15 protein-coding genes are annotated in these 16944 nt (G+C 42.3%); 6 read left to right on the top strand and 9 right to left on the bottom strand.

Features of this window, described 5'->3' with window-relative positions; translation table 11 throughout:
* Positions 1-456: 456 nt before the first annotated feature.
* The 5 genes from N480_RS02070 (at position 457) to yegD (ending at position 6228) form a co-directional block, all read left to right on the top strand.
* Entirely contained in the window at positions 457-2754 is a 2298-nt protein-coding gene (locus tag N480_RS02070) for a TonB-dependent receptor (RefSeq protein WP_063370871.1), read from the top strand.
* Between the two features lie 132 nt (positions 2755-2886).
* Entirely contained in the window at positions 2887-3186 is a 300-nt protein-coding gene (locus tag N480_RS02075) for a hypothetical protein (protein ID WP_063370872.1), read from the top strand.
* Positions 3187-3211: 25 nt separating this feature from the next.
* Positions 3212-3865: an HAD family hydrolase gene (locus N480_RS02080; protein ID WP_063370873.1), complete on the top strand. Its 654-nt coding sequence runs from the start codon at positions 3212-3214 to the stop codon at positions 3863-3865.
* A 71-nt stretch (positions 3866-3936) separates the two neighbouring features.
* Positions 3937-4779, top strand: a complete 843-nt coding sequence (locus N480_RS02085; protein ID WP_063370874.1) for a DNA ligase — start codon at positions 3937-3939, stop codon at positions 4777-4779.
* 87 nt (positions 4780-4866) lie between these two features.
* Positions 4867-6228 (top strand): molecular chaperone, encoded by a 1362-nt coding sequence (gene yegD / locus N480_RS02090; protein ID WP_063370875.1) that lies wholly within the window; start codon positions 4867-4869, stop codon positions 6226-6228.
* Here the strand turns inward: yegD and N480_RS02095 are convergent.
* The 3 genes from N480_RS02095 to N480_RS02105 form a co-directional block, all read right to left on the bottom strand.
* Positions 6225-6683 (bottom strand): methylglyoxal synthase, encoded by a 459-nt coding sequence (locus N480_RS02095; RefSeq protein ID WP_063370876.1) that lies wholly within the window; start codon positions 6681-6683, stop codon positions 6225-6227. The genes yegD and N480_RS02095 overlap by 4 nt on opposite strands.
* 12 nt (positions 6684-6695) lie before the next feature.
* Positions 6696-7331: a LysE family translocator gene (locus tag N480_RS02100; protein WP_063370877.1), complete on the bottom strand. Its 636-nt coding sequence runs from the start codon at positions 7329-7331 to the stop codon at positions 6696-6698.
* Between the two features lie 250 nt (positions 7332-7581).
* Entirely contained in the window at positions 7582-8760 is a 1179-nt protein-coding gene (locus N480_RS02105; protein WP_063370878.1) for a multidrug effflux MFS transporter, read from the bottom strand.
* A 222-nt stretch (positions 8761-8982) separates the two neighbouring features.
* Here N480_RS02105 and N480_RS02110 point away from each other — a divergent pair, with 222 nt between their 5' ends.
* Positions 8983-9450 (top strand): hotdog fold domain-containing protein, encoded by a 468-nt coding sequence (locus tag N480_RS02110; RefSeq protein ID WP_063370879.1) that lies wholly within the window; start codon positions 8983-8985, stop codon positions 9448-9450.
* Here the strand turns inward: N480_RS02110 and N480_RS02115 are convergent.
* The 6 genes from N480_RS02115 to N480_RS02140 form a co-directional block, all read right to left on the bottom strand.
* Positions 9447-9833 carry a bactofilin family protein gene (locus N480_RS02115; RefSeq protein ID WP_063370880.1) on the bottom strand — a complete coding sequence of 129 codons (387 nt, stop codon included), beginning with the start codon at positions 9831-9833 and terminating at the stop codon, positions 9447-9449. The two genes, N480_RS02110 and N480_RS02115, sit on opposite strands and share 4 nt — an antisense overlap.
* Entirely contained in the window at positions 9823-10923 is a 1101-nt protein-coding gene (locus tag N480_RS02120) for a M23 family metallopeptidase (RefSeq protein ID WP_063370881.1), read from the bottom strand. The genes N480_RS02115 and N480_RS02120 overlap by 11 nt, the downstream gene beginning before the upstream one ends.
* A gap of 122 nt (positions 10924-11045) precedes the next feature.
* On the bottom strand, positions 11046-12359 hold the full coding sequence (fahA, locus tag N480_RS02125) for a fumarylacetoacetase (protein ID WP_063370882.1): 1314 nt from the start codon (positions 12357-12359) through the stop codon (positions 11046-11048).
* A 133-nt stretch (positions 12360-12492) separates the two neighbouring features.
* On the bottom strand, positions 12493-13539 hold the full coding sequence (gene hppD / locus N480_RS02130) for a 4-hydroxyphenylpyruvate dioxygenase (RefSeq protein ID WP_063370883.1): 1047 nt from the start codon (positions 13537-13539) through the stop codon (positions 12493-12495).
* 430 nt (positions 13540-13969) lie between these two features.
* The gene (locus N480_RS02135; RefSeq protein ID WP_063370884.1) at positions 13970-15406 is read right to left on the bottom strand and encodes a peptide MFS transporter; all 1437 of its coding nucleotides are present in this window, start codon (positions 15404-15406) and stop codon (positions 13970-13972) included.
* Positions 15407-15681: 275 nt separating this feature from the next.
* Positions 15682-16890: a DUF642 domain-containing protein gene (locus N480_RS02140; RefSeq protein ID WP_155732736.1), complete on the bottom strand. Its 1209-nt coding sequence runs from the start codon at positions 16888-16890 to the stop codon at positions 15682-15684.
* Between the last annotated feature and the right edge of the window lie 54 nt (positions 16891-16944).

A 16944-nucleotide genomic window follows, 5' to 3' on the forward strand; every position in this document is an offset into this window, starting at 1 on the left:
ATGACACCGGTTACCATTTTGGGCGATTGTAACCGGTTATAGTTACTTTTTTGCTAGGTTGTACATTTTGGTGCATAGCTTAGCTATTTTTGAAACATCAACGAAATATTGATGTTTTGTTTAAAGAATAGGTAAAAAACTATTTCCTGACCATAATATTTATTTTTTTATAAGGACAAATGTCCGCTTTTTGTTGCTAAAAGTTGTAAAGTTTGACCTAACGTCGTCGAACGTTGTAAAAATGTGTGTAATTTATGTGTTTATTTGAAGCATTTTAAAATTTTGCTGCTATAATTACGCCCGTTGCGTTCAGCCTCGTTTTTCGCTTTGCACTCTCGAGTACGAGGTCCGCGTTGTTTGTCATTAACGCGCAAAATTGAACGCCATAGCCAATGTGAAACGGCGCCCAAATTACCGTTGAACTCAAAGAGTGCATAAAAAAGGTCAAAAACCAACATGAAAGCAATGAAAAGATCTACGTTAGCAACTTTGATCAATGCAACGTTGTTCTCTGCTGTGGCAGGTACTTCATTCACAACGCTTGCTGAAGAAGAGCAAGCAAAAAGTAATCAACTGGAAGTGATCCAAATCACAGCACGTAAGCGTGTTGAAAATGCACAAGAAGTGCCAGTTTCAGTGTCTGCATTACAAGGCGACAACCTTGACGCCTACAGTTCAGCTGGTATGGATATCCGCTTTATGAACGCTAAGATCCCGAGCTTATCGGTAGAATCTTCGTTTGGACGTACATTCCCGCGCTTTTATGTCCGCGGTCTTGGTAACACTGACTTCGATCTAAATGCTTCACAGCCTGTTTCTTTGGTTGTTGACGAAGTTGTTCAAGAAAACCCTATTCTAAAAGGCTTCCCTGTTTTTGATATTGAGCGAATCGAAGTCCTTCGTGGTCCTCAGGGAACGTTATTCGGCCGTAATACACCAGCCGGTCTTGTTAAATTCGATTCTGTAAAACCAAGTCAAGAATTTGATGGTTATGCATCTGTATCATACGGTAGCCGTGAGTCTGTTGACTTTGAAGGTGCCGTAGGCACAGGTCTGACTGATAGAATTTCTACGCGTGTATCTGTATTGTGGCAAGAACAGCCAGACTACATCGATGTGCGTTCACCTGAAGGTGTAACCAATGAGTTCGCAAAAGATGACTCTTTAGGTGGTTACAGCGAAAAAGCAGCACGTATTCAATTTTTATATGAAGGTGATGACTTTACAGGTTTATTAAATTACCACGTTCGTGATTTAGACGGCCGTCCAATTCCTTTCCGTGCAAACCTGATTGAGAAAGGGTCAAACAACATCAACCCAATTTATGATAATGATGTTGTTTATCACGATGCTGCATCTCGTGCGACACAGCAAGTGGAAACTCAAGGTCTAAGTTTAAAACTTGAGTGGGATCTAGCCGAACACACAGTAACATCGATCTCCGCTTGGGAAAGTGCAGAAATATACTCTCGTGCAGATGTCGATGGTGCATATGGTAATCAGTTTGCACCAGCTATGGCGCCTGGTTTCATTCCATTCTCATCTGAAACTGCTGATGGTCTTCCTGAGCATGATCAATATACACAAGAGTTACGCCTATCTAGTAACTACTCAGGAGACTTTAATTACCAAGTAGGTGTCTTCTTGTTTGAAGAAGAGATGACCATTGAGAGCTTCAGCTTTGATACTGGTGTATTCGACGCAGCAGCGGGACAGTATGGTTTACAAAATGGTTACGCTGTTCAGAATCAAGATACTTCAGCTTGGGCGATATTTGGTTCATTTGACTACACCGTTTCAGATAAGCTAGATGTGACTCTTGGTCTTCGTTACTCTGACGATGAAAAAGAGTTTTACGCGAAAAGAACGGATAATCCAACGCCTTTTAATGGTTCGCCAGACTTCTTAGAAGGCCGTGCAAACCCAAGTGATAGTCATGTAAGTTGGGATCTAAGTGCGACTTATAAACTAACTGATGACGTTAACTTGTTTGCCCGTTTAGCGAATGGCTTCCGTGCACCAAGTGTTCAAGGCCGTATTCTATTCGGTGACGAAGTGACAGTTGCTGAGTCAGAGACGACTAATTCAATCGAATTTGGTGTAAAGTCTGATGTATTAGATGGCCAAGGTCGTGTGAATGGTACAGTATTCTACTATCAAATGGATAATCAGCAATTAACTGCGGTTGGTGGTGGCGCAAACTTTAACCGTTTAGTCAATGCTGATAAAACGACAGGTTATGGCTTCGAACTAGATACTGAGTGGGTGTTAACGGATGAGCTAAACGCTACATTCAACCTAAGCTATAACAAAACTGAAATCGATGATCCAAGCCTAGCTATCCAAGGCTGTGCTCAGTGTACGATCACAAACTCCATAAATGAAGCTGGCCTTTATCAGTTGGATGGAAACAGCTTACCGCACGCTCCAGAGTGGATAGCAAACGCAACATTACGTTATACAAAAGAGCTGGAAAACGGTGACTTCTTTGTATACGCCGACACTTCATACCGTAGCAAGATTAACTTCTTCTTATATGAGTCAGTTGAGTTTGAAGGTGAAGCATTATTCGAAACGGGTGTAAGAGCAGGTTATGCTTGGGCATCTGGTGACAATGAATACGAAGCATCAGTATTTGTACGTAACTTGTTTGATGAGCAAGTGGTAATCGGTGGCGTAGATTTCAACAACAATACAGGTATGTTGAATGAAGAGCGCTTTATCGGTGCTGAATTTAAGGTTCGCTTCTTCTAATTAACTGAAGTGAAGCAAACCTTTATAAACCCGTGTTATTGATAAAATAGCGCGGGTTTTTTATTTCTTTAATGCAACTGACCGAATTAGTTGGTACAGTCGCAGCGTAGTAATTAGTAAGAGGAGTTAAACATGTCTGGATTTTGGAACTATCGCGTGATTTATTGTGAAGGCAAAGACAACGAGTCAGCGCTATACCAAATTCATGAAGTTGAGTATAACATCAACGGAAAGGTAACGAATTGGTCAGAGACTGGCGCAGCTCCTTTTGGACATACCATCGAAGATTTACAAGCAGACGCTGACAGGTTGAAATCTGCTTTCGAAAAACCAGTATTAAAGGTGGTTAGAAAACAGCGTGGTTATGAGCTAGTCGAGGTCGAAACTGGTGAAGAAGCCTATGCTGAACCGCCAACAGCATTGAAAGGCTAACGTTCATTTAGAAAAGGGAGTGTTTATGAGTATACAGGCGTTACTATTTGATTTTGACGGTACATTAGTAGACTCAGAAACACTTCATTACCTGAGTTGGTGTGAGGTCCTAAAGCCATTTAAGGTATTTATTGACGAGTTGACTTTTTGTAATGAGTTTTCAGGTGTACCCACTGTGAAAACTGGGCACATATTACAGCAACGGTATGATTTACCCAAAGCAGCACATACACTAGCTCATGAAAAGAATCTTCAGTTCATTGAGACTGCAAAAGTGCATAAACCAGTGTTAATGCCTCATGCAAGAGACATTTTATCGCTCTGTGCAAAGAGGTTTAAGTTGGCGCTGGTGACAGGTAGCACGTCTGAAGAAGCGATCCCTGTATTATCACATTATGGCCTATTAGAGCTATTCGATTGTGTCATTTGCAAAGACGATGTAGAACATCCAAAACCCAATCCTGAGCCATATAAAAAGGCAATGCAACAGCTCGATATATCGCCAGAGCAAGCGATTGCATTAGAAGACTCCTTCACCGGACTAACGTCTGCTGTGGATGCTGGGGTTAATACCATTGTGATCCCTCATCAGCATTCAAAACGGCAAGACTTTTCAAAAGCACAGTGGATTTGCAATAGTTTGGAAGTTGCTTATCAGGATGTAATAACAAACAGTTAGCCTGTACAACTGAGCTAAAAGTGCTACTTTTTAAGTTGGATATACGTTTTTTATCTGCAAAGGACAGTAGCATGAAACAACCTCTCTTCTGGCTTATGGCCCTATTTCTCGCTTTTTTAACGTTCCCCCTTTTAGCTCAAAATGCCCCGTCTGTTCAACTTGCTAAAGTTTACGAACAGCAACAGCCGGTCAATCATTACTTAGTTAGCGAAAAATATGATGGAGTAAGAGCTATTTGGGATGGCAAGCAACTTAAAACACGTAAAGGAAACGTTATACATGCACCGCATTGGTTCACGGCTATTTTGCCAAACCGTTGGTTAGATGGAGAGCTTTGGGCAGGGTATAACAACTTTGCGTTTGTGAGTAGCTTGATACGACGGAAAGTGCCCAACCATGAGAACTGGCAGCAAGTAAACTACCTTATTTTTGATGCGCCAGCGCGTGAGCAGTCTTTTGAAATGCGATATCAAACGTACAAAAAATTGATTGATGAGCTGCCCACTATGCACGTTAAAGCCGTTGAGCAGTTTCACTTTAAAAATAAGTCAGAGCTAGACTCATTTTATCAGGACGTACTTGCGCGAGGTGGGGAGGGCGTGATGTTACATGAAAAACACGCTACGCATGTAAATGGTCGAACTGCGCAAATTCTAAAATATAAGCCAAAATTTGATGCCGAGGCAATAGTGATTGCACACATACCTGGGAAGGGTAAATATAAAGGTATGATGGGGGCAATCAAAGTGCGTATGCCATCAGGGATCACATTTAATATCGGCACTGGGTTTAGTGATAAGCAGCGCGAAACGCCACCACCCATTGGTAGTACAATTACTTTTCAATACCAAGGAAAAACCAAATATGGCAAACCCCGATTTGCCAGCTTTGTAAGAATAAGAGAGCAGTTGTAGAGTAGGGCGTTACCTCAATTTACCTTTAAATCAGGCGCTGGCTATGCTACATTTCGCGGCCTTTTTCTTTACAGTTGTGAGGTCACGATGGTTGTCGGTTTTGATTATGGTAGTTCAAATTGTGCAATGGGTGTATTGCAGCAAAATGCAGTGAGTCTTGTCCCTTTGGAGCATGGCAAACACTACTTGCCTTCTACTTTGTATGCACTTCACAACTCTTTGATATCAGATTTAGTTGCCCGAGAGTTAAAAGGTAGCGAGCAGGCTGCATATCATACGGCGCGTGCAGGTATATTGAAAAGTGCGCAGTTTGCCCGCAATGACCTGGATTTAGAAAATGCTGAAAGCGGTGTTTTTGTTGGACAAGAAGCTATCGAAGAATATATATCGATGCCAGAAGAGGGTTACTTTGTTAAGTCTCCTAAATCTTTCTTTGGCGCCATTGGTCTAAAGCCAGAGCAAATTGCGTTTTTCGAAGATATTGCAAGTGCAATGATCATCGAGCTAAAGCGCCGTGCAGAACGTCATTTAGGAAAAACACTCACTCATACCGTAATAGGTCGTCCTGTCAATTTCCAAGCCGTTGGGGGTGAAGAAAGTAATCGTCAGGCAATTGATATTTTGACGACAGCAGCCCGTCGAGCTGGTTTTAAAGACGTTGAGTTTTTGTATGAACCACTGGCAGCAGGCATTGACTTCGAATCAGATCTGCATAAAGACCAGAAAGTATTGGTCGTTGATATTGGCGGGGGGACGAGTGATTGTTCATTTGTGCAAATGGGCCCCAGCTTTAAAAATAAAACAGATCGCAGCGGCGATTTTATGGCGCACACAGGCAAGCGTATAGGCGGTAATGATTTAGATATTGCTTTGGCGTTTCACCAACTGATGCCAGTATGTGGACTAGGAGGGGAATTTAAATCAGGTCTTCCTCTGCCTCATCAAATATTCTGGCAAGCGTGTAAAATCAACGATATTCAGATGCAAAGTGACTTTTATAGCGGTACATTTGGCAGAGAGCTTGTGACTATGCTGCGAGATGTGAAAGAGGCGCAGAAACTGGCACGTTTACAAGTCATCCATGAAAACAAAATGACCCATCAATTTGTTAGGCAAGCCGAGCTTGCAAAAATTGGGCTAAGTACGCACGGGGAACATTGCTCAGATCTGTCTTTTTTAGAAGCATGCCTGTCACAATCTATCAATGCCGCTCAATTGGAAGAATCGGTAAAATCAAGCCTATCGCAAATTACCCATTTAGCGCAGCAAGCGATTACAGATGCGGGGGTTAAACCTGACACGATTTACTTAACAGGCGGTAGTGCACAGTCTCCTTTATTGAAACACGCGCTACGTGAGGCCTTAGGGGAAATCCCCATGGTCAATGGTGACAACTTTGGGAGTGTGACCGCGGGCCTGACTAAGTGGGCCGAACGTATTTATCGCTAAGTTATTCTATTTGATAAATATTGGTCATAATCAGGTTGCTGCCTTAGCAACTCACACCCCATATATGATGATGCTAACAACATATCGGCGGTCGCTTCATTACAAGCGACCGGAATATTCCAGACAGCGGCAAGGCGTAATAATGCTTTAACATCTGGGTCATGGGGTTGAGATGAAAGCGGGTCCCAAAAGAAAATCAGCATATTTACGTGTTGTTCGGCGATTTGCGCCCCCAGTTGCTGATCTCCACCCATTGGGCCACTGAGCAATTTTGTGACTTCTAAGCCGGTTTTGGCTTCTATCAAATTACCTGTAGTGCCTGTCGCACAAAGGCTGTGACGACTCAAAATGCTTGTATGATTTGCACACCAATTTACCATCGCTTGTTTTTTACCATCGTGTGCGACCAAGGCGATGTGCTTTTTAGCTGGAATAATTGATTGTTTCTGTTCCATTAATAAGTCCTTCTATAACAAGAGATTTACTGCAAGAGCTATAAAAATAGTACCTGATACCCTGTCAATCCATATTGGTGCCTGTGGGTGTGTGCGGAAATACCCAGCAATTTTATCCCCTCCATACACATATGCACAGTCTATAGGAAAAGCCAAAATAGGGTAGAGCAAACCAAATAGTGCGAGCTGCAAAGTGGTTGATGCATCAAGGCTTGTATCAACAAATTGCGGAATAAAGGCAATAAAGAATAGCGCTACTTTGGGGTTTAGTACCTCGGTCATCATGGCTTGAAAAGTGACATTCTTATTGGGTTTATTTGTATTTACGTGTTCTTCTTGTTGATGGCCTTGTGAGGGGGTAAACGTGTCTTTTAGTGTTATAACACCCAAATAAGCAAGATACGCTGCACCTAAGTACTGTACTGTTGTGTAAGCAGCCTCTGATGCTTTCAAAATTGCCGAAAGTCCAATCACTGCAAATATCGTATGTACAACCCCGCCGAGAGCGAAGCCAAGCGCGCTTTGCATACCTGCATTTTTTCCATTAGTGAAAGTTTGTGCCATTAAAAAAGCATTTGAGGGACCAGGGGCGACAGCAATAACAAAGCTTGCTACTGCAAAAGAAATCAAGTATTCGGGATTCAGCATAAAGAGTTGTTCTTATTCTAACTTCAGAGCTAGTTTAATATGATATAAAAAAATTGAAAATGCTTTATTGAGATTTATAAAAATTATGCGGGCCATTGAGCCCGCATAGCAAGGTTGGGGGATCTTGAGTCTATCTGTCTAAACAATGCTAAAAGAAGTCTAGTGCCTTCTAAACAACAGCCTGTAAGCTATTGCGGTACAGTATGCCTCTACAATGTGACAATTTTACGACTTATTTAGGTTATTTATATTAAGCCGTACTATGCAATGAGTGGCGATACTTTGAAAACAAAAGCATTAAAAACGGAATTGCCATGACTAAGTGTAGCGCTAGTTGCCAAGGTGCTATTAGACCTAGAGGTTGTGTTGAAAATGCCAATAAACCCGCGCCACTCATTTGCAATAATCCAATCAAGGCCGAAGCAGTACCCGCTTGCTTTGGAAATTCTGCAAGGGCATTACCAGCTGCGGCTCCTAGGGTAAATGCAAAGCCAATTGATGCTAAGTACATTGGGAGCATGTAAGTTAGAACATCTGTTTGAGGCAAGATAAACGTAATAACACCTGCACCACAGAATAGCACCAGTCCAAACTGCAGCGCTCTGCGGCTATTGCGTTTGATAAATTGTGGGGCAATAAAGCTTGATACAATACTAATCGCGGCATTTATGGCAAACCATAAAGTAAAATCGGACATAGGCATATTTAAATGGGACATGATCCAACCAGGTGCACCAACGACAAACACTAACATCGCAGACATACAAACCATGGTGATGGAGGCATTAAACATAAACTTAGAGCTGCTCAACATAGGTTTAAAACGGCGAAAATCTAATATATGGCCTTGATAGATTGAGTCTTCAGGTTTGGTTTCTCTAAACATTAGAAAAATTACTATCAAACCTAAAATCGCAAAGATGCTTAGAAAAGCAAAGTTACTTCGCCAGCCAAACTCGACTGTTAACCAAGCGCCTAAAATAGGGGCGAGTGCGGGAATAAAACATACAATACCATTGAGATAAGTAATCATCTGGCCACTCCCCTTATGGCCAAAGCTATCCCTGACAATCGCAAACGCACTAACAAATGTGGCACATGCACCTAAGCCTTGCAGTATTCTAGCTATCATGACCCACTCCCAAGTTTGTGCGAGTGTTGCTAAAGCAGCACCTAAAGTGAACAGGGTGATACCGCAGATTGCAATGGGCTTTCGGCCATATTTGTCGGCAAGCGGACCAGCAATTAATTGCCCAAGGCCGACTGCCAGCATATATATGCTAACGGTTTGCTGTATTTTAGCTTCGCTAACTGACAACGCTGCTTGCATGTCAACAAAAGCGGGCAGATATAAATCAATGCCTAGCGGGCAAAAAATGACAAGCAGGGCGAGAATAAAAATTAAAGATTTGCTGGTACGGTGTTGCATGGTGTCTCCTTTTCGACGCTATTGTATTGTGCAGATAGCAAAAAGACAGGACAAAACGCCGAAATTGGAAAATATTTTATTCTCTAGGCTAAAAGTGCCTGAGTTTACGCTTTTGACTGAGTAAACTAGTACGCCAGCAGGCGAAATCTTACGCAATATTTTGTGCTAGTCTTAACTGGTCTGATGTGTTAGTTTGGCTAAAAACACTCATCAGGACAGTATATGGCTAGCTCGCTATTAAAAACGTATAAAAAATTTAAGTGGCTCCCTTTTGGTAATTGGTTATTCAGTAAAGCAATATGTAAAAGAGCGCCGTACTTTGCCACTATCAAGCCTAAAATAACGCACTTAAGTAGTGGTCGTATTTGCGCCGAAATGCCCAATAGGCGCGCTGTTCACAATCATATTGGAACTGTGCACGCGATTGCACAATGCAACCTTGCAGAATTATGTGCGGGCGTGGTGACGGATGCAACGGTGCCAAACCATACACACAGGTGGATCCCCAAAGGCATGACTGTGCAGTATCTGAAAAAAGCAGACTCGGATTTAAAAGCGCAGGCACAAATCCCAATGCCTCGTCAGTGGCAAGACAGAGAAGATCTCATCGTGCCTGTTGAGGTGTTTAATAACGAAGGCGTCAAAGTATTTCACGCCGACATCACTATGTATATCACAGAAAAAAGCTAAGCTTGCTCTTGCTTCTCAATTGGGGTGACATTTGACAGGTCAGTGTTGTGCTTTAACTGGCCTTCAATATGCGCGCCAGCCTCTATACTGAGCGTATCGTGTATGATATCGCCATGGACTTTGGCTGAAGGTTCTAAACGCACTTTCTGAGCTGTGATACAGCCATTTACTGTGCCTTTGACTTCGACTTGTGTTGCAGTGATATTGCCTTCTATCGTGCCGTGCTCGCCGATCACTAAGTGTTCAACTTCTAGGTTGCCAGTAATGTTGCCATCGACTTGGATTTCTCCCTCACATTTGATATCGCCAATGACTTGGGTGTTGGGGGAGATCATTGCCACATAAAGCGCAGTGGATTTATTGTTTTTAAGTTTATTGAACACGTTCCAGTACTCTTGCAAGTTTAACAGGGTTAATATGCTTTTTATCCTGTAATACCTCATAGTGCAAGTGTGTACTGGTACTTCTTCCTGTGCTGCCCATTAATGCAATGACATCAGACTGCTTGATCCGCTGGCCTTTTTTAACTTTGATCGTGTGTAAATGGCCGTAGCGGGTGGTGACACCGTTAGCGTGTTGGATTTCAACAAACTTACCGTAACCGCCATTTTTTCCTGCTCTGGTTACCTTGCCATCAGCAGGGGCGATTATTTCGGTCTTATGCCAACCGGCTAAGTCGACTCCTTTATGATAAGCGCGCCTACCTGTGATTGGGTCTTTTCTGTAACCAAAGGCACTGGAGATATAATATTTATCTTCTTTTACAGGCATGCTTTTTGGCAGTGTTTGAACTAAGTTCTCTAGTTGGTTAAGCTTTACCGAGCTATCGATCGCTTGTAAGTAAGCCTTGGGTAACAGCCTGCCTTGTACTTGGTGATATGGACCACCTTGCGCTTGCGTTGAGGTCCGTGCTTGAATGCCTGCCTCTTGCATGCTGGCAATTAACACGTCGTTTCGCCTAGAAATTAGCTCATGCAATTGATGAAGCAACTGAGTTTGAGCACCATCGAGCTCAACAGCATGGTGATGAAAGTCGCCATCGTGCGTGTGCTCTGATTCGTCAGGTTGTTCGTCTTCAGGTTGCTCAGCTTGCACTTCTAACTCAACACTTGGTTCTTCAGTGATGGTGCTTGGCAAAGAAGCCATAAGTTCGTTTAATACCGAGTGTTGAGCGTCTAGCTGTGCGATGCGGGTATTTTGTTGTGCGAGTTTGGCTTCTAGCGCAGCTTTTTGCGCTAGCCAATCTTGTTCGCGTAAGGCAACTGATTCGTTTAACTGAGATATACCATGTTTTTGTTTGAAATATTGTGCAGTTGCGAAACCCAACCAAATTAAAGTTGCAAAAACACTCACTGTTAGGGTGATTTGTAGCCAAGTTTGCACAGTCAACAGCGAGACTTTGCCGTTTTGACGCAACATAAGTTGTTTAGGTTGAAATAGCTGAACTATTAGGCTTTTGATAACGCTTAACATAACACTCAAAAATTTAGATAACGCTTAACTCTAACAATTTTTATACAAAAAGCCAGTATAAAAATACAAAAAAAAGGCGTGTTTATGCACGCCTTTGATTTAAATAGAATTATAATATTCAATTATTTTGCTGGAAGCACAGTGCCTTCTACAGAGCCGAAGCCAATGCGGTTAAAGCCATCAGCTTCACACCAGCCGCGCATGATAACCTTGTCACCATCTTCAAGGAATTTACGTTCTTCGCCATTACTCAATGTGATTGACTCTTTACCACCGCGAGAAAGCTCAAGTAGTGAACCTGCTTCTTCGTGTTCAGGACCTGACTGTGTACCAGAACCTAACATGTCGCCCGGTAGGAAGTTACAGCCATTAACAGTGTGGTGCGTGACCATTTGTGCAACTGTCCAATAGCTGTGCTTAAAACTTGACTCAGATACCTTGCTCGGTGCTGCGTTCTCGCTGCGCATTTTATCCGTTTCGATAAGTACATCCATCTGAATATCAAATGCACCCGTTTCACGGTTTTGTGCAGACTCAAGGTAGCTCATAGGCTGAGGATCGTTCTCATCGCGGTGCCATGCAGTGCGGTAAGGCGCAAGTGCTTCTGTTGTAACAATCCAAGGAGATACGGTTGAAGCAAAGTTTTTAGCAAGGAATGGACCTAGTGGCTGATATTCCCAAGCTTGCAAATCACGCGCTGACCAGTCATTGAACAGGCAGAAACCAAATACGTGATCTTCCGCATCTTCAATACCAATTGCATCGCCAAGCTCGTTACCTTTACCTAGATAAATACCAAGCTCCAATTCATAGTCAAGGCGCTTACAAGGACCAAAAGAAGGCGCTTCAGCGTCAGGCGCTTTAGTCTGGCCTTTTGGACGAGGGAAGGTTTGACCAGAAACATCGATAGATGATGCACGACCGTGGTAACCGATTGGTACCCACTTATAGTTAGGGAGAAGTGGGTTATCTGGACGGAACAGACTACCTACTGCAGTTGCGTGATAGATTGAAGTATAGAAATCTGTGTAGTCACCAATATGACATGGTAATGCATATTCAACGTTATTTTGTGCTACAAGTGCACTTTCAAGCGTACTTTGGTGCTCAGAGCCTTCACGCAATGCACGAGAAAGTGCAAGGCGCAGACCTGACCAATGTGCTTTACCAAGGCCCATAAATTCATTAAGCGCTTGTGCGTTTGCGGCTTCAGCAGCTTCTTGCGCAACACCGTCAAAGATATTTGCAGCAGCAACCGCACCAAGGTCTAATACTTGGTCGCCAATTGCTACACCGCCGCGGAACTCTTCGCTACTGCCTTTACGACGAAATGACGCAAAAGGTAAGTTTTGAATAGGGAAATCAGTACCTGCTTGGTTTGCACTCGCTACCCAGCTTTTTAAATTTATATCGTGTGTTTCATTGATAAAAGACATGGTCTTTCCTTCTTTATACAAACAGCATATGACTATGCATTTTAATTTGTGCTTTCGCCAGAATATGGCCAAGTTTAAATAGCAAAAGCAGCTTAGAAAAGCTGCTTTTTATTTTGTCTTAACTGGTAAGTGATTAAATCACACCACGACGCTCTTGGTCACGTTCGATTGACTCAAATAGAGCCTGGAAGTTACCTTCACCGAAACCGCCATCGTCTACACGCTGGATCATCTCAATGAAGATAGGACCGAATAGGTTCTTAGTGAAGATCTGTAATAAGTAACAGTTTTCGCTTTGGCTATCTACTAAGATCTGGTGCTCTTTGATCTTTTGTTTATCTTCAGCAACCCAAGGAACACGGTCGAAAATTGTATCGTAGTAGTGGTCAACGATATCTAACGTTGCGATGTTTGTTTTGTCTAGCTTGTCTAGAGAGCCAACAAGGTCGTTTGTTAAGAACGCAAGGTGCTGTACGCCTGGACCGTTGTACTCGTCTAGGTACTCATCGATCTGGTTGTTGTTGTCATCTTTACCTTCGTTGATTGGAATCGAGAAAGTACCACAAGGTGACTTAAGTGCGTAAGAAAGTAAGGCTGTCTTCTGACCTTTGATGTCGAAGTAACGAACTTCTTCAAAGCCAAATACGCCTTTATAGAAGTTTGCCCACGTTTCCATTGTACCTTTGTAAACATTGTTTGTTAGGTGGTCAATGCGTAGGAAGCCTTTGTCTTCAACAATGTTTTGCTCTGCTAAATCTTCGAAATCATTTTCGAAGATAGAACCTTTGTCACCGAATACGTCGATGAAATAGATTAAGCTATCACCAATGCCATAGATAGCAGGGTATGGTAGGTCTTTATTTGCAGAATCAGTTGCTGGTTTTGCACCACGCTCTACAGCGACTTCAAATGCTTTCGCTGCATCTTCTACACGCCAGCCCATTGAACAAATAGCTGGACCGTGTGACTTAGCAAATTCAGCTGAGAAACCGTCACGCTCGTTGTTTAGTAAGAAATGGATCTCGTTCTGGTTGTAATGAACGATGTCTTTCCCTTTAAACTTTTTAAGTTTAGAAAAACCAAAATCCGCAAAGATTTTGTCCATGTAATCTGCATCTGGGGTTGCGTATTCAGTAAATTCGATACCTACAAGGCCAAGAGGATTATTTACTTCACTCATTGTCATTCTCCTGCATTAAGCACTGGATTGCTTGTTGTAATTTATGCAGTGGATGATTAATCAAATTTACCTAAAGTGAAAGGTTTTGAGTGCAATTGCCTAAGCTGCATTTTGTAAATTTGACTGCACATTTACGCGCATTTAGACAAAAAATGAAAACAGACAATTTTTTTAGATTGAAATTGTGTAATTAAACTGAAAAATTGCACAGAAAAACTGTTGTTTATTCTGCTGTTTTTAATTTAACCATATGAATTTATTTTATTTTTTATGTTTTTGGTAAATTTTTCTATAAATGCAGGTTTGCAAACAGCCATGATACAAATCCATGTAAAGCACAGTTCAGTGTAAAATTATCTATACATTTTATTGAGGGAATATAAAAAAACCGCGCTATATGGCGCGGTTTTTAGTAAATTTTATTTGCGGTTTATTGTCTTTCACCGCTCACTTCAAGCTCTTTTTCTAGATAGTGCTCTTGTGTATGAGGCTCGTTATCACCTTCTGCGCCATGCATCCAGTCAACAAGCTTGTTGCTTAGTAAGTACATTGCAAGTGCTGATAGTAATGCGGTTGCACCTAAGCCAATGAAGATGCCCATTGCATTATTCATTGCTTCTTGTCCTTCGCCCAAGAAAGAGCCTACAAAGCCTGCGATCTTATTAGCAACGGCGGTACACAGGAACCAGATCCCCATAAGTAAAGAAGCAAGACGTAGTGGTGCTAATTTACTTACCATAGAAAGACCGATTGGAGACAAGCATAGCTCACCAAGCGTGTGGAAAAGGTAAAATAGTACTAACCACATCATGCTAATTTGTAATGTTTGGCCAGGCTCTGCGCTTTCAGTCATAAGCGCTAACATCATTGTAAGGAAGCCAAGTGCTAAAAACACGAGACCTATGGCGAATTTAACTGGTGAATTAGGCTCTTTTTTATCTAGCTTAAGCCAAATCATTGCGACAATTGGCGCAAATATAATAATGAAAATAGAGTTCAAAGATTGGAACCAAGAAGCTGGGATCTCAAAGCCCATTAACATACGATTAGTATAGTCATTGGCAAACAGGTTCATTAAGCCGCCCGCCTGCTCAAAGCCCATCCAGAAGATGATACTGAATACAGACATAGTGAAAATAACGCGGATTCGATCTTTTTCTACTTTGGTCAACGGTTCTTTAGTGCCTGACGCTGATTGCTGTTGTGAGAGCTTCGCTGATGGTACAACACCGATGTCACCTAAGTATTTTTGACTTAAAAGCATCTGCATGACAACTGAAATCACCATACCGATACCCGCGGCAACGAAACCAGCCTGCCAGCTAATAACGGCGGCGACATAACCTGCCACTAGTGGACCTAGGGCGCCACCCATGTTGATACCCATGTAGAAGATAGTAAATGCACCGTCACGGCGTTTATCGCCTTCTTCATACAGATCACCAACCATAGTAGAAATATTTGGCTTGAATAAACCGTTACCAATACATAGTAGTGTTAAGCCAATATAAAAAACGTTTTCTTCTTGGCCTGCAACAATGCTATGAGGAATACCCATAATAAAGTGGCCTGCAGCCATGAGAATACCACCAATGATGATGGCTTTACGCTGTCCGAGTACGTTATCTGCTAGCCAACCACCGAACAAAGGGGTCAGGTATACAGCCATTGTAAATGTACCATATAGGCTTAATGCGTCTGCATTAGTCCAACCAAAACCGCCATTTTGTACTTGCGCTACTAGATAAAGTACTAAGATTGCACGCATGCCGTAGTAGCCAAATCGCTCCCACATTTCCGTGCCGAAAAGCAAGAATAGGCCTTTAGGGTGACCTAGGATCTCGCCTCGATTAGGTAATGAATTCATGTTTTCTTCCTAAACTTAATCATAATGTGTTTTGTGGCCTTAATATTATTGGTGAGTTAATACAGCTTTATGAAGCCAAATTAGCGCACACTTTGAACGGGTGGCCAGTTCCCAAATTGCTTACACGCAAAGTAAATGTTGACTAACTATGCATGAAAAGCGAGTCAGTATACCCAGCGGACAGACTTTGGGGAAGCCTTACCAGCTAGGATTAGACGTATTTAGATATAAAAAAGCCAGCTCAAAGCTGGCTTTTTTGTTTCAACAAGTTGTGATTAACGACAATAATTGTCGACAAAGGTTAAATCGTTAATATGCTCAGGGCCGTCCATGATATAGGTCGCAACCCCAGTATTTGGATTCAATGTATAAATTTTAGCGTTTTGACCACTTTGGCGACCTGATACATAAAGAGTACCGTCATCTGATATCGCCAAACCTGATGCCCAATTTACACCGTGCTTGCCGATCTCAGTAAGCGTCATATCAGCAGTGTCTAACGTGTAAAGTGCTTTGCCTGTTAATACATAAAGTACATTGTTATCAGCAGAGTAAGCGATGTCACCATGACTAAAGTCATCGCCTGCGTACTTCAACTTACCTAGCACTGTTTTTGCACCAGTTGCTAAGTCGTAGTCATACATGTAGGTTTTGCTTGTAGCGCGCAGAGATAAGCCGTCATCGCTAATTGCAGAGCGGTATATAGGCCATGACGTCGCATTAGCCACTGCAGATTCCACATTACCATCTAAATCAAGAGACCAAAGCGTAGACGCTTTAGTTGATTTGTCGTTTTGCTCCATGAAGTACAAGATGCCATCTTTTGAAGCAATATTTGATGCGGTGTGCGATACACCAGAGACTTTGCTATAGGTGCCGTTTTCCACGTCAAAGTTAAATATATAGCCGTTACCAGCATCGCCAAAATTGTTGATACCAAATAAACCGGTTACACAGTCTGCTGTTACAGATACATTGTCTAACAGTGCACCATAAGAGTCAGAGGTGCCACTGCCACTAAAGGCAAGTGTGCTTTGCGCAGAGTCTGCTGTGACGGTTACTGTAACATGCTGCCATCCACGTGATGTGCCATTTAAATTTGCGACGACTTGACCGTTCCAGCTCACAGTTGCTTGGTTTGTTTGCGCATTGTTTGCGACACGAGGTGAGTAATAAAAACTGATGACGTAGCGCTTTCCTGCTTCTGTAGCAAGCATCTGGTAAGCACTGTAGTTACTAGTTGAATCTAGCTCTAAGTACTGGCTTCCTTGTTGTGGTTGGATAAGCCCCAAACGGTCTGTTTGAATTTCAAAACGAGCGCCGCTTCTTTGCCAGCCTGGTAGCTCATTAAAAAGTTTCCAAGTCCCTGTGATATTACCCGATTGTTCAAAAGATCCATTGCTAACTAAATTATTATCAGCTAATGCAGATTGGCTTGCTGTTAATGCGGTGATTAATAAAACAGATGACTTCAATAACTTCATACGCTACTCCCAAGTATTACTCAACATCCAATGTTAGTAAATTGTTAATTTATT

Origin of the sequence: Pseudoalteromonas luteoviolacea S2607 (genome assembly GCF_001625575.1) — a bacterium.
GTDB lineage: Bacteria > Pseudomonadota > Gammaproteobacteria > Enterobacterales > Alteromonadaceae > Pseudoalteromonas > Pseudoalteromonas luteoviolacea_E.

Excerpts from the sequence above, each read along its gene's own strand:
- N480_RS02070 (WP_063370871.1), top strand. The coding sequence starts at position 457 with ATGAAAGCAATGAAAAGATCTACGTTAGCAACTTTGATCAATGCAACG.
- N480_RS02075 (WP_063370872.1), top strand. The coding sequence starts at position 2,887 with ATGTCTGGATTTTGGAACTATCGCGTGATTTATTGTGAAGGCAAAGAC.
- N480_RS02080 (WP_063370873.1), top strand. The coding sequence starts at position 3,212 with ATGAGTATACAGGCGTTACTATTTGATTTTGACGGTACATTAGTAGAC.
- N480_RS02085 (WP_063370874.1), top strand. The coding sequence starts at position 3,937 with ATGAAACAACCTCTCTTCTGGCTTATGGCCCTATTTCTCGCTTTTTTA.
- yegD (WP_063370875.1), top strand. The coding sequence starts at position 4,867 with ATGGTTGTCGGTTTTGATTATGGTAGTTCAAATTGTGCAATGGGTGTA.
- N480_RS02095 (WP_063370876.1), bottom strand. The coding sequence starts at position 6,683 with ATGGAACAGAAACAATCAATTATTCCAGCTAAAAAGCACATCGCCTTG.
- N480_RS02100 (WP_063370877.1), bottom strand. The coding sequence starts at position 7,331 with ATGCTGAATCCCGAATACTTGATTTCTTTTGCAGTAGCAAGCTTTGTT.
- N480_RS02105 (WP_063370878.1), bottom strand. The coding sequence starts at position 8,760 with ATGCAACACCGTACCAGCAAATCTTTAATTTTTATTCTCGCCCTGCTT.
- N480_RS02110 (WP_063370879.1), top strand. The coding sequence starts at position 8,983 with ATGGCTAGCTCGCTATTAAAAACGTATAAAAAATTTAAGTGGCTCCCT.
- N480_RS02120 (WP_063370881.1), bottom strand. The coding sequence starts at position 10,923 with ATGTTAAGCGTTATCAAAAGCCTAATAGTTCAGCTATTTCAACCTAAA.
- fahA (WP_063370882.1), bottom strand. The coding sequence starts at position 12,359 with ATGTCTTTTATCAATGAAACACACGATATAAATTTAAAAAGCTGGGTA.
- hppD (WP_063370883.1), bottom strand. The coding sequence starts at position 13,539 with ATGAGTGAAGTAAATAATCCTCTTGGCCTTGTAGGTATCGAATTTACT.
- N480_RS02135 (WP_063370884.1), bottom strand. The coding sequence starts at position 15,406 with ATGAATTCATTACCTAATCGAGGCGAGATCCTAGGTCACCCTAAAGGC.
- N480_RS02140 (WP_155732736.1), bottom strand. The coding sequence starts at position 16,890 with ATGAAGTTATTGAAGTCATCTGTTTTATTAATCACCGCATTAACAGCA.